Genomic DNA, 13,982 nt, shown 5'->3' on the forward strand with positions numbered 1-13,982 from the left:
ATATAATTTTCTTTAAATATAGACGGAGTGAATAATTGACTTAACAAAATTTATTTAAAATAAAGTACTTACTGAAATAGAAATTAAAGTTTTAGAATATATAATAGATAATTTAATTGAGCTAATAAGTGATATTGGCCAGAACTTAAATAATATATTATAAAATAATATTTATAAGCTCGGACAATGGAATGCCATTATCCGAGCTATCTTTGGATAATAGAATATTTAGTAAGGAGAATAATAATGATTAGTCAGGATATTAGAAAAATTGCTCCAGAAATGGATCCCCTTCGTAGAGGAATGGGATATACATCAGAAGATTTATCTAAGCCACAAATAATAATTGAAAGTACTTTTGGAGATAGTCATCCAGGAAGTATGCATTTATTAAAGTTTGCTAATAATGCAGCTATAGGTGTTTCAGAATGTGGGGGAAGGTCATCTAGATTCTTTGCAACAGATATATGTGATGGAATGGCTCAGGGCCATGATGGAATAAATTATTCTTTGGCTTCTAGAGATACAATAGCAGCTCTTATAGAAATACATGCTAATGCAACACCCTTTGATGGAGGAGTATTTATAACTAGCTGCGATAAGGGAGTGCCTGCTCATTTAATGGCTATAGGTAGACTTAATATACCTTCAATTATGGTTACTGGTGGGGTAATGAAAGCAGGACCCAATCTATTAACTTTAGAGCAAATAGGATCTTATAGTGCTATGCAAAGACGTGGTGAAATTACTGAAGATGAATTAACTTATTATAAAAATAATGCTTGTCCATCAGCAGGGGCATGTTCATTTATGGGAACTGCTGCAACTATGCAAATTATGGCTGAATCATTAGGACTAATGCTACCTGGAAGTGCTGTTATGCCAGCAACTTGTGAGGATTTAGAAAATACTGCAATAGAAGCAGGTAGACAAATTATTAAATTAGCTAAGAGTAATTTAAAGGCAAGGGATATAGTTACAGTGAAATCTTTTGAAAATGCTATTATAATCCATGCAGCTATTTCAGGTTCAACTAATTCTTTACTACATATTCCAGCTATAGCTCATGAGTTTGGAATAGATATAACTGCAGAAAGCTTTGATAGAATTCATAGATATGCACCATATTTATTAAATATTCGTCCAACAGGTAAATGGCCAGCAGAGTATTTCTATTATGCAGGAGGAGTACCAGCAATAATGGAAGAGGTTAGAGATTTATTACATTTAGATGCAATGACTGTTACAGGGAAAACATTAGGTGAAAACTTAGAAGATTTAAAGAAAAATGGTTTCTATGAAAAATGTAATAGTTATTTAGAAGGTACTGGTTTAAATAAGGAAGATATTATTAAGCCTTATAATAATCCAATAGGTAGAAATGGAGCAATTGCTATATTAAAGGGTAACATAGCTCCAGAAGGAGCTGTTGTTAAACATTCTGCAGTACCAAAAGAAATGCATAAGGCTATTTTAAAAGCAAGGCCATTTGATAGTGAAGAAGAAGCTATTGAGGCTGTTTTATCTAAAAATATTAAACCTGGAGATGCAGTATTTATAAGGTACGAAGGACCTAAGGGAAGTGGAATGCCTGAAATGTTCTATACAACAGAAGCAATTTCTTCAGACAAAGAATTATCAGCAAGTATTGCACTTATTACTGATGGAAGATTTTCAGGGGCATCAAGGGGACCAGCTATAGGACATGTATCACCAGAAGCAGCCGTTGGAGGTCCAATAGCTCTAATTGAAGAAAATGATTTAATTGAAATAGATATAGAAAAAAGAATTTTACAAATAGTAGGTGTTAATGGTGAAAGAACCAGCTTAGAGGAGATAGATAAGATACTTGCTAAGCGTAAAGAATCTTGGAAACCAAGAGAAAATAAATATAAATCTGGGATATTAAAGATATTCTCAGAAAAAGCAGTATCACCGATGAAGGGCGGATATATGGAGTAGTTAATAACTAACAGTGAATAATTAAAAGATAAAAATTAAAAGTGAAGATGTTTTGCTATGCAAAATTTATAGATAATAAAAATATAAAGGGAGTTTCATAATTCAAATTATTGAAAAGTGAAAAGGTAGGAGATTTTTATGTTTAGAATAAGGGTTTTAAATGTTTTAAAAAACTGTGGAGTTGTAGCTGTAGTTCGTGGAAGTACTAAGGAAATAGGAATTAATATATCAGAAAGTTGTATTAAAGGAAATGTAAAAGCAATAGAGGTAACATATACAAATAAATTTGCAAATGAAATTATAAGAGAGCTTTCTGAAAAGTATTCTAATAATGAGGAAGTTGTAATTGGAGCTGGAACAGTTTTAGATTCTGAAACAGCAAGAATGGCAATTTTAGCAGGTGCTGATTATATAGTATCACCTTCATTTAATAAAGATACAGCAAGACTTTGTAATAGATATAATGTACCATATATTCCAGGGGTAATGACTATAAGTGAAATAGTAACTGCTTATGAGAATGGGGTAGATGTTGTTAAGCTATTCCCAGGTAATGCTTTTGGACAAGGATATATAAGTTCAATAAAAGCACCACTTCCATATGCTAATATAATGGTAACAGGTGGAGTAAATTTAGATAATATTCATACTTGGGCAAAAGCAGGAGTAGATTTAGTTGGAATAGGTGGAGAAATAAATAAGCTTGGAGAAACAGGGAATTTTAATGAAATAGAAATCACTTGTAAAAAATATGTAGAAAACTTTAATAAAGCAAGAGGTATTTAATATGAAAGTTGTTGCATTAGGAGAAATACTTCTAAGATTAGCTACAAAAAAAGGAGTATTAATATCAAATACTAGTGAGCTAAATGTTAATTATGGTGGTGGTGAAACTAATGTCTTAATATCATTATCTAACTTTGGAATAGAAACTGGTATGATAAGTAGAATTTCTCAAGATAGCTTTGGAGATGGAATGTTATCTTATTTAAGATCAAAAGCTATAGATACAACGTATATTTCAAGGGGAGAAGGTAGAACCCCAATATATTTCTTAGAAGTTGGTAGTGGAAATAGAAATTCTAAAGTTATATATGATAGAAAAAATTCAGCCTTTTCATCAATATCAGAAGAGGATGTAATAATTGAAAAAGCATTAAAAGATGTTGATATATTTCATTTTTCAGGAATTACATTAGCAATATCTGATGAAGTTAGAAAATTGACATTTAAAATATTAGAATACTGTAGGGAAAATAATATTTTAGTAAGTTATGATTCTAATTACAGAGCTAAAATGTGGAGCTTACAAGAAGCTAGTAAGTTTACCAAAAAAGTCTTACCCTATGTAAATATTTTATCAGCAGGTATACTTGATGCTGAAAATATATTAAATATGAATTGTAATATAGAAGAAAAATATAAAAAGCTAAATTATTATTATAATGAAATAACTAAAGATTATCCTAATATAAAACATATTTTTTCTTCATTTAGAGAAATTAAATCAGCTTCAGTAAACATGCTACAATGTAATTACTATACAAATAATAAATTATATTCATCTAGAACACATGAAATTGATGATATAGTAGATAGAGTTGGTGGTGGAGATGCATTAACATCAGGTATACTTTATGGAATCCTTAGGAAAAAATCACCAGAATATATAAGCGAATTTGCAGTGGTTGCTTCAGTACTAAAACATAGTATTTATGGAGATGCGAATTTGGTTACTAGCGAAGAAGTGGAAAATCAAGTAAACTATGGTGTGGGTAAAATATCAAGATAAATAAAAAATTAAATATAAAAAAGTAGGAGTAAAAATTCATAGTATAAAGTGCTATGGATTTTTCTTTTGAATATTTTAGAAATTATTCTAAAATATTCAGGATGTATTGTATAATACTAATTAGTATATTTATAAATTAGGAGAGATTAAAATGATATTAAGAAATTCAACAAAAGAAGATTTAAATAACATAATGAAGATAATAAATGAGGGAAAGCAATCCTTAAAGAATAATAATGTTGATCAATGGCAAAATGGATATCCAAATAAAGAAGTTATTTTAAAAGATATAAAAAATAATAGTAGTTATGTTTTAGAAGATAATGCCGAAATTATAGGAACTACTTCGTTGTCATTTGATGTGGAAGAAACTTATAACAATATTTATGAAGGAAAATGGATATCAAATGGGAAATATGCTGTAATACATAGGATTGCTGTTTCTAATAATAGTAATACAAAAGGAATTGGAACAGAAATAATTAAAAAGTCCGAAGAAATTTGCTTATCAAAAGGAATCAAAAGTATAAAAATTGATACACATCAAGATAATATAACTATGCAAAAACTATTAGAAAAAAATAGTTTTAAATACTGTGGTATTATTTATTTATTAGATGGTAGCAAAAGAATTGCTTTTGAGAAAGAAATCTAAAAAACATGTTTAAAATAAGAAGATTATTAGTAATAATAATCTTCTTATTTATGTTTATTTATGCGAACTTTATAAACACTTTAAGTTTAGTAACTTTTAGCAAATAAATATAAAATCAAAATGATATATAAATGTGCATTATAATAGAATCTTTAAAGCGCAAATAAGGGGGGATATTAGTATGAATATAGAAAAAATGATAAAAGAGGTTTTAAAGGAAGAAAATAAGAAAAAACCTTTAACTGATGAAGAAATAGCAAAAAAAATAAATATATCAAGAGAAATAGTAACTGAATATAGGAATAAAAATAATATAGCTAATTCAAGAAATAGGCGCTTAGAATATATAGAAAAGGATGCCTTAGAAATTTTAAAGAAAGATAGAAATATATCAGATAGATCTTTAGCTGAAGCTTTAAAGGAGAAGGGATATAAAGTTGAAAGATATGCAGCATCTAATATAAAGAAGGAATTACTTTCTAATATAAGAGAAGATAATTATATTGATGATTTGAAAAATGAAAAAACAGAAGATATTAGGGAGTTTCGTGAGCAAAGTGACTTTTTCAAAGAAGTAGTAGGATATAATGGTAGCTTAAGAGTTCAAGTTGAACAAGCAAAAGCAGCGGTTAGTTATCCACCTCATGGATTGCATGTTTTAATTTTAGGACCATCAGGAGTTGGTAAGAGCCACTTAGCTGATGCAATGTATGAATTTGCAAAGAGTACAAGTAATTTTTCAGAACAAGCAAAATATATAATATTTAACTGTGCAGATTATGCAGATAATCCACAACTTTTATTATCACAATTGTTCGGTAGTGTTAAAGGAGCTTATACAGGAGCTACTGAAAATAAGATTGGAATAGTTGAAGCTTGCGATGGAGGCATTTTATTTTTAGATGAAGTTCACAGATTACCTTCAGAGGGACAAGAAATACTATTTAGTATATTGGATAAGGGAATATTTAGAAGACTTGGAGAAAGTGAAACCGTAAGAAAAAGTAACTTAATGATAATTGCAGCAACTACTGAAAATGTTGAGAGTTCTCTTTTATTAACTTTTAGAAGAAGAATACCAATGGTCATAGAAATACCTGCAATTAAGGATAGGCCTTTTGAGGAAAGATTTGAGTTAATAAATAAAGCCTTTTTTGAAGAAAGTCACAGAATAAAAAAGGACATGCTAATATCTAAAAATGTCATAAGAGAACTCATGAATTATGAATGCCAAGGAAATATAGGTCAACTAAAAAGTGATATTCAAGTAGCATGTGCAATAAGCTTTTTAGAACATAAGCTTAAAGAGGATAAAAGATTATATATAGACGAAAGACACTTACCAGATTACATAAAAGAACAAAGTAGAAGAATTAATATCGATGATTCTGATATAGAAAAGTTTATTATAGAAGATATTTATATATCTCATAAAGGCGAGAAGATAGCAGAAGAAGATACAAGATATAATAAGAAAAATGTAAATATATATAAATTTATAGAAAAAAGGCAATCAGAACTTAAATTTGTTGGTTATAGTGATGAAGAAATATCAAAAATATTAAGTCAGCAAGTTGAGCTTGAGTTAATAAGAGGGGCAAAGGCTATTAACTATAATGTGGTAAATACAGATGAGCTAATGAATCTAGTTGGTGTTAAGAGTCTTGAAACAGTAAAGATGATGATGAAAATTGCTAAAAGAGAACTTACAGGATTACAATCAGATATCATTTATCCTTTAGCAGTTCATTTAAATTCCACATATGAAAGAATACGTAATGGGAAGGAAATAATTAATCCAAAATTAGACATTATAAAGAAAAGATATGAAAAGGAATATAATGTTGCTAAAAAAATGTGCGAAGTTGTAAGAGAAAGATTAAATATAGAGATACCTGAAGATGAAGTAGGATTCATTACAATGTATATAAAAAATTATAGAAGATATTTAAAAACTAAAGAAGGAAAAGTAGCTGTTATAGTAATGACCCATGGAAGAGTAGCATCAGCAATGGCAGAAGTAGCTAATAAGTTCTTAGGTGTTGAGCATGCAGTAGGACTTGATATGGATTTTAGAGATTCTCCTGATATAATGCTTGAAAAAGCTATAAGGTTAGTGCAGGAAAATAATCAAGGTAAAGGCTGCATTATTTTGGTTGATATGGGTTCATTAGTTACATTTGGGGACATAATAACAGCTAAAACTGGAATTGAAACTAGAGTGATTGGAAGAGTGGATACTTTAATGGTATTAGAAGCTGTAAGAAAATCAGCATTAACAGATCAATCATTAGAAGAAATAATTGTTGATCTTGAAAATGATTCTAAAGGAGTTGCTTCAAGTCAATATAATATTGAAAGTAATAATTTATCAAAACTTATAGTTACATTATGTATTACAGGGAAAGGCTCTGCTTTAAAAATAAAAGAGTATGTAGAAAGTAAAATTGATTTAAAAGGAAAAGACATTGAAATTATATCTATAGGCTTTATGGATGAAGATGTAAATTTAGCTTTATCTAGAATATCCAAAAGTAAGAACATAGAAGCTATAGTAGGAACAATAAATCCTGAATTTAGAAATATACCTTTTATATCATTAGAGGAATTAATGAAGGGTTCAGGAGTAAAAAAGCTGAATAATATAATTGCCAAGAAAGAAGAAAATAAATTATCTGAAATTATTAAGAAGGATGTTGTATTTGTTAATGAAAATTATAAGTATAAGGATGAAGCTTTGGATGATATGGCTAGAAAGCTTATTAATGGTGGATATGTAAAAGAAGAATTCTTATTAAGTGTATTTAAAAGAGAAATGCTTGGGGATACATATTTAAAAGGTGGCATAGCAATTCCACATGGGGCTTCAGAATTTGTTACAAAACCAACCATACTTATAACAAAACTAGCCAATAAGATAGTTTGGAATGAAAATTATGAAGTAGACCTAATTTTTCTTATAGCTTTAAAAGATGATTCAAAAAAATACTTTGAACAATTATATAAAATAATTATGGGAGAAGATGTTCTAAACAAGATAAAATCAAGTACTAGCAAAGAAGAAATATTAAAAATTTTATTATAAAACAAAAAATACAAAACTAGCCAAAATAATTTGGCATGAATATTGCTCTAATATATTGCAAGAAAATTAAAGGGGGGAAAAATGTGAAGAATTTTTCTAAAGTGACTGTTATCTTAAGAGGTTACAGCTATGAACAAACAAAAACCGTTATGGAAGCCTTAGTTCAATCAAATATTAGAGCGGTGGAAATAACATTAAATACTGAGGGCGCACTTGAAACTATTGAAAAGATATCTAAAGAATATAGAGATAGAATTAGTATAGGTGCAGGTACAGTTAAAAATATAGAAGATGCAAAGAATGCTATAAAGGCAGGAGCAGAATTTATATTAACTCCAATAGTAGTTGAAAAAGAAGTTATTGATGAATGTAAGAAAAATAATGTTAAGTCAATAATAGGAGCAATGACTCCAACAGAAATTTGGTGGTGTTATGAAAATGGAGCAGATATAGTGAAAGTATTTCCAGCAAAAGCGTGTGGAAGTAGCTATATAAAAGATATAAAGGCTCCTTTAGGAAATATAAAAGTAATGGCTGTTGGTGGAGTATCGGTAGATAATGCTAAAGAATTTTTAGAAAATGGGGCTGACTATTTAGGTATAGGATCAAGTCTTTTTAATAAAGAAGATGTGAACTCAAAAAATATTGAAGCATTAGTAAATACATTAAAAAAACTAGAGAAAGTTATACAGTAGGGGGAAGGATTATGAGTCACAGCACTTTAATTTACAGAAATTTAGATTTTAAGAATAGTAGTGAAATTTTAAGCTTTTTAGCAGATAAATTAAAAGAAGAGGGATTTGCTAAAGAAGGATATAAGGAAGCTATATTAAAGCGTGAAGTAGAATATCCAACAGGATTACCAGCTACGATAAAAATAGCAATACCACATTGTGATCATACTTTAGTAAATGAATCTGCCATAGCAATGGGAGTGTTAAATAATCCAGTAAATTTTCAAGCAATGGATGATTCAAGTGTAACATTGGATGTTCAAATAGTAATCATGTTAGCGTTAAATGAACCTCATGGACATATTGAAATGCTACAAAAAATAATTAGCTTAATTAAAAATTCAGAAGACTTAAAGAAAATTATAGAAGCAGGCAGTGATGATACTGCAATAGAAGTAATTAAAAAATATTTAGACTAAATAATTAAATTAAAAAATTTATAGTAAAATTGGAGGAATAAAAAATGAAAAGAATATTAGTAGCTTGTGGAAATGGAATTGCAACATCAACGGTAGTAGCAACAAAAATTAGGGAAGTATGTGAAGAAAATGGAGTTGCAGTATCAGTAACTCAATGTAAATTATTAGAGATTGATAGCAAGGTAGATGATTTTGATATATTGGTTACAACAGGAAAGTATGGCGGAGACGGTGCAAAAATACCAGTAGTATCAGCAATGTCATTATTAACAGGAATTGGTGAAGAAGAAACTTTAGAAGAAATATTAAACTACGCTAAAAATAAATAATTAGTAGCAGGGATTTATAATTGAGGAGGATTAACAATGGAATTTATTTATAACTTATTCCAGACATTTTTAAAAGCAGGTCCAACAGTACTTTTACCAGTAATAATATTTGCAGTGGGACTTGTTTTCGGTGTTAAACCAGCTAAGTCATTTAGATCAGGTTTAACAGTTGGTATTGGATTTGCGGGTATTAAACTTGTAATAAACCTTCTATCTGGAAGCCTTGGACCAGCAGCTAAAGCAATGGTTGAAAGATGGGGTTTCAGCCTAGATGTATTAGATGTTGGCTGGGGAACAATAGCAGCAGTGACTTGGGCATCGCCTATTATACCTATCTTAATATTTGCAATATTAGCCATAAATATTATAATGTTGATTCTTAAGAAAACGAATACTTTAGATGTTGATATATGGAACTATCACCACATGGCTATAGTTGGAGTTATGACTTATTTTGTAACTGGAAACATATTCCTTGGGGTTGGAGCAAGTATAGCTATGGCAATAGTAACATTTAAGCTATCTGACTGGTCAGCGGGGATGGTTGAAGATTACTTTGGACTACCAGGTGTATCACTACCAACCGTTTCAGCATTATCTTCATTAATAGTTGCAGTACCACTTAACTGGTTATTAGATAAGGTACCAGGAATAAATAAAATAAATTTCTCATTAAAAGATGCAAAAAAATATTTAGGATTCTTTGGTGAACCAATGATAATGGGATTGATTTTAGGAGGAGTTATTGGTACATTAGCTGGATATGATTTTACTAGTATAGCAAATGTTGCAGTAAATATGGCAGCTGTTTTAGTTCTTATACCTAAGATGACATCACTATTTATGGAAGGTTTAATGCCAATATCTGAAGGAGCAAAGAAATTTGCTAAGAAGAAATTCAAAGGTAGAGATTTATTTATTGGATTAGATGCAGCAGTAGTTTCAGGTAATCCAGATGTTATAACAACTTCATTAATAGTAATACCATTAACAATATTATTAGCAGTAGTACTTCCTGGTAATAGAATGTTACCTTTCGCAGATTTAGCAGTTGTACCATTTAGAGTTGCACTTGTAGTTGCATTAACTAGAGGTAATCTATTTAAAAACATAGTAATTGGATTATGTACTACAGCAGCTATATTATTAGCAGGTACACATACAGCTCCAGTGTTAACAGACTTAGCTTCAAGTATCGGAATCGATTTAAGTTTAGCAGCGGGTGCATTAATATCATCATTTGCAGCAACAAGTTTAACACAAAGCTTTATAATATTCATGGCATTTACTGTAGGAAATCCTATAATAAATATTCCATTATTAATAATAGGATTTGCAGTGGTTTGGTACTATATTGAGGTTATTAAGCCAAAGAAAGATGCAAATAAAAATCCAGAAAACAATGAAGTAGAGCAAAGTGCTTAATTAAAATACAGTAGTAGAAGGAGACTTTGTAATGAAAATAACAGAAATTAAAGTGTACACTGTAAAACCAAGATGGATATTCATAAAAATTTCGACTGATGAAGGAATTGAAGGTTGGGGTGAAATGATATCAGGAACTAAAACAGATACAGTAGTAGCAGGTGCATATGAATTAGGAAAAAGAATAATAGGAAGAAATCCATTTGAAATAGAGAGAATTTGGCAAGAACTTCACAGATCATTCTTTAGAGGTGGCCCAATTAATGGAACAATTATTTCAGGAATAGAAATGGCTTTATGGGATATTAAAGGTAAAGCTTTAAATGTTCCTATATATGAATTACTAGGTGGAGCAGCAAGAGACAGAATAATGGTATATTCATGGATAGGTGGAGACAGACCAGATGATGTTGCAAAGGAAGCTATAGATAGAAGAGATAGAGGCTTTAAAGCAATAAAAATGAATGCAACAGAAGAACTTCACTATATAGATTCATTTGAAAAAATTCAAGCTGTAGTTGATAGAGTTAAATCTATAAGAGATGCAGTAGGATTCGATTTAAGTATAGGAGTTGACTTCCATGGACGTGTTCATAAGGGAATGGCTAAAGTTTTAGCAAAAGAATTGGAACCCTATAAATTAATGTTCTTAGAAGAGGTTGTACTTCCAGAAAATGAAGAAGCTTTTAGAGAAGTTGCTAATCATACATCTACACCACTTGCAACTGGTGAGAGATTATATAGTAGATGGGAATTTAAAAACTTATTAAAAGAAGGTGCTATTGATATAATTCAACCAGATATAGCTCTTTGTGGTGGAATATTAGAAACTAGAAAAATAGCAGCTATGGCAGAAGCATTTGATGTTGCAGTTGCACCTCATGCACCTTATGGACCAATAGCATTAGCAGCAACATTACAATTAGATGTTTGTACACCAAACGTATTTATACAAGAACAAAGTTTAGGAATTCACTATAATAAGGGATTTGATTTACTCGATTTTGTTAAGAATAAAGAAATATTCCAATATAAAGATGGATATTTAGAGTTACCAACAAAACCTGGTTTAGGTATAGAAATAGACGAAGAACTTGTAGAAAAAGTATCTGCAGAAGGATTATATTGGACAAATCCTAGTTGGAAAAACTATGATGGAACAATAGCTGAATGGTAAAATAATAATAAATGGTCTGTATGAAACTATTAAATCATACAGACCATTTTATTTATATAAAAGCTAAGGGGTATAGCAATGAAGAAAAATGATTATAAATTGGTATGTATAGATTTAGACGGAACTCTTTTAACAGATGATAAGAAAATTACAAATGAGAATATAGAAACTATAAAGAGCGCTATTAGCAGTGGAGTAAATATATGTATAGCTACGGGAAGAATATATAAATTTGTAGATTACATAAAAGATTTATTAGAGGTTAGTACTAAAGTAATAGCCTCAAATGGAGGAATAATTTTAACTGAGGATGGAAATTTAAAGTTTAATACATTAAGTTACAATGAAATTTTGAAATTGAAGGAATTAGTAAAAGATTATGATGTAGAGATATATTTAAATACTGAAAATGAGATAATATCTGAAGGAAAAATACCTGATACTTATAGTTATAAAAATATAAACAGAACATTAATAGATAAACATAAAGTGAAGATAATTGAAAATTATTCTTTTGAAAATTTAAGGAAAGATAATAAGTATAGAATAGTAAAAGCGATTTGTATAAATAAAGATAATTTAGATGAAGTTAGAAAAGTAAGAACTATGCTTGAACAAACAGAAGAATTTGAAATATCTAGCGCAGAACATCAATATTGTGAAATTAATAGTAAAGGAATTTCTAAAGGAAAAGCAATAGAAGAATTATCAAGGGAATTAGGAATAGATATTAAAGATGTTATTTGCATTGGCGATGGTGGTAATGATATAGAAATGTTAAAGAGAGCAGGAATGGCTGTAGCAATGGAAAATGGAATGGATAATGTAAAAGCTATAGCAGATTACATTACAGATGATAACAATAATAGTGGAGTTGCAAGAGCTATTAAGAAACTGATTTTAGATGATTTAAATTAATAACATTTGATTCGACTGTAGTTATATTATTAATGATAAAGGAACTATAACCATATGAAACAATAACTAGATTAATAATGACTTTCGTTTAATTAATAATATTTGGTATAATATTATAATTAATAATTGGATGGAGATGAATTACATGAAGTTTATATTAGCACCAGATTCATTTAAGGAAAGTATTACATCAAAAAATGCCTGTGATGCAATGGAAAGAGGAATAAAGAAAGTAATAAAAGATGCTATATGCATAAAAGTTCCAATGGCAGATGGCGGTGAAGGAACTGTGGAAGCTCTAGTTGAATCTACTGGAGGAACAATAGTAAGTACCTTAGTTACACATCCTCTTGGAGATAAAAAAATTAAAGCAGAGTACGGATTATTAGGAAATGGAGATAAAGCTATTATTGAAATGGCAAGTGCAAGTGGTATTCATCTTGTAGAAAGAGAAAAGAGAAATCCTTTAATTACAACAACATATGGTACTGGTGAATTAATACTAGATGCTATAAATAGAGGCGTAAAACATATAATTATTGGAATTGGAGGAAGTGCTACTAACGATGGAGGAGCAGGAATGCTTCAAGCTTTAGGATGCCATTTATTAGATAAGAAAGGTAATGAACTTCCATTTGGAGGAGCAGCTTTAATTAATTTAGATACCATAGATTTAACTGACTTTGATAGTAGATTAAAGGATATAAGCTTTGAAGTTGCTTGTGATGTTACAAATCCACTAATTGGAGAAAAAGGTGCCTCAAGAATATTTGGACCACAAAAAGGTGCCACAGAAGAAATGGTATTAGAATTAGACAAAGCTTTAAGTAACTATGCAGAAATTATTAAAAGGGAATTTAAAGTTGATGTAGCTAATGTGGAAGGTGCAGGAGCAGCAGGAGGTCTTGGAGCAGCTTTACTTACATTTCTTAATGGAGAGTTAAAAAGAGGTATAGATTTAATAATAAAGCATACTGATTTAGAAAATAAGATACAGGGAGCGGATTTCTTATTTACTGGAGAAGGGGCAATAGATAATCAAACCATCTTTGGGAAAACTCCTATGGGAGTAGCAGCTATAGCTAAAAAGCATAATGTAAAAACAATAGCTTTTGCAGGTAAAGTTGGTGATGGAGTAGAAAATCTTTACTCTATAGGAGTAAACTCAATATTTGGAATTATGAGAGGCGTATGTACTCTAGAGGAAGCTCTTAAAGATGGAGAAATTAACCTTGAAAAAACTGTAGAAAATGTAGTCAGAACTTTAATTTTATAATTATATGAGAAAGTACAATGTTTATTGTTAATATTGTACTTTCTCTTTTTTTAGAAATAAAAGTATTTATAAAGATATACAATTATTAAATAGTAATTATTGTAGAAATTTATATGTATTTATGATAAAATATTGTAAAAATTAGAATTGATATTAAGAAAGATGAAATACTAATGTTTAGAGAGTGTTTCATTTTTATTTATATTTAAG

At 29.6% G+C, this 13,982-nt stretch carries 12 protein-coding genes; all 12 read left to right on the forward strand.

Going from position 1 to position 13,982, the window contains the following annotated elements:
- The first annotated feature begins 246 nt into the window (after window positions 1-246).
- The 12 genes from ilvD (at window position 247) to HUJ77_RS02965 (ending at window position 13,772) form a co-directional block, all read left to right on the forward strand.
- The gene (gene ilvD, locus HUJ77_RS02910; protein ID WP_291707075.1) at window positions 247-1,962 is read left to right on the forward strand and encodes a dihydroxy-acid dehydratase; all 1,716 of its coding nucleotides are present in this window, start codon (window positions 247-249) and stop codon (window positions 1,960-1,962) included.
- 138 nt (window positions 1,963-2,100) lie between these two features.
- A complete protein-coding gene (locus HUJ77_RS02915; protein WP_291707076.1) occupies window positions 2,101-2,748 on the forward strand; it encodes a bifunctional 4-hydroxy-2-oxoglutarate aldolase/2-dehydro-3-deoxy-phosphogluconate aldolase in 648 nt (215 codons plus the stop codon).
- A gap of 1 nt (window position 2,749) precedes the next feature.
- The gene (locus tag HUJ77_RS02920; RefSeq protein WP_291707077.1) at window positions 2,750-3,754 is read left to right on the forward strand and encodes a sugar kinase; all 1,005 of its coding nucleotides are present in this window, start codon (window positions 2,750-2,752) and stop codon (window positions 3,752-3,754) included.
- Window positions 3,755-3,905: 151 nt separating this feature from the next.
- A complete protein-coding gene (locus HUJ77_RS02925; RefSeq protein ID WP_291707078.1) occupies window positions 3,906-4,409 on the forward strand; it encodes a GNAT family N-acetyltransferase in 504 nt (167 codons plus the stop codon).
- A 181-nt stretch (window positions 4,410-4,590) separates the two neighbouring features.
- Complete coding sequence (locus HUJ77_RS02930; protein WP_291707079.1) at window positions 4,591-7,494, forward strand: sigma 54-interacting transcriptional regulator; 2,904 nt, start codon at window positions 4,591-4,593, stop codon at window positions 7,492-7,494.
- A gap of 83 nt (window positions 7,495-7,577) precedes the next feature.
- The gene (locus HUJ77_RS02935) at window positions 7,578-8,189 is read left to right on the forward strand and encodes a bifunctional 4-hydroxy-2-oxoglutarate aldolase/2-dehydro-3-deoxy-phosphogluconate aldolase (RefSeq protein WP_291707080.1); all 612 of its coding nucleotides are present in this window, start codon (window positions 7,578-7,580) and stop codon (window positions 8,187-8,189) included.
- Window positions 8,190-8,200: 11 nt separating this feature from the next.
- Entirely contained in the window at window positions 8,201-8,647 is a 447-nt protein-coding gene (locus HUJ77_RS02940; RefSeq protein ID WP_291707081.1) for a PTS sugar transporter subunit IIA, read from the forward strand.
- Between the two features lie 44 nt (window positions 8,648-8,691).
- Window positions 8,692-8,976, forward strand: a complete 285-nt coding sequence (locus HUJ77_RS02945) for a PTS sugar transporter subunit IIB (protein WP_291707082.1) — start codon at window positions 8,692-8,694, stop codon at window positions 8,974-8,976.
- 36 nt (window positions 8,977-9,012) lie between these two features.
- Window positions 9,013-10,401, forward strand: a complete 1,389-nt coding sequence (locus tag HUJ77_RS02950) for a PTS transporter subunit IIC (RefSeq protein WP_291707083.1) — start codon at window positions 9,013-9,015, stop codon at window positions 10,399-10,401.
- Window positions 10,402-10,432: 31 nt separating this feature from the next.
- Complete coding sequence (dgoD, locus tag HUJ77_RS02955; RefSeq protein WP_291707084.1) at window positions 10,433-11,578, forward strand: galactonate dehydratase; 1,146 nt, start codon at window positions 10,433-10,435, stop codon at window positions 11,576-11,578.
- A gap of 78 nt (window positions 11,579-11,656) precedes the next feature.
- On the forward strand, window positions 11,657-12,496 hold the full coding sequence (locus HUJ77_RS02960; RefSeq protein ID WP_291707085.1) for a Cof-type HAD-IIB family hydrolase: 840 nt from the start codon (window positions 11,657-11,659) through the stop codon (window positions 12,494-12,496).
- A 145-nt stretch (window positions 12,497-12,641) separates the two neighbouring features.
- Complete coding sequence (locus HUJ77_RS02965) at window positions 12,642-13,772, forward strand: glycerate kinase (protein ID WP_291707086.1); 1,131 nt, start codon at window positions 12,642-12,644, stop codon at window positions 13,770-13,772.
- Window positions 13,773-13,982 lie beyond the last annotated feature (210 nt).

It is taken from the genome of Clostridium sp., from assembly GCF_021443865.1.
In the GTDB taxonomy this organism is placed as follows: domain Bacteria; phylum Bacillota; class Clostridia; order Clostridiales; family Clostridiaceae; genus Clostridium.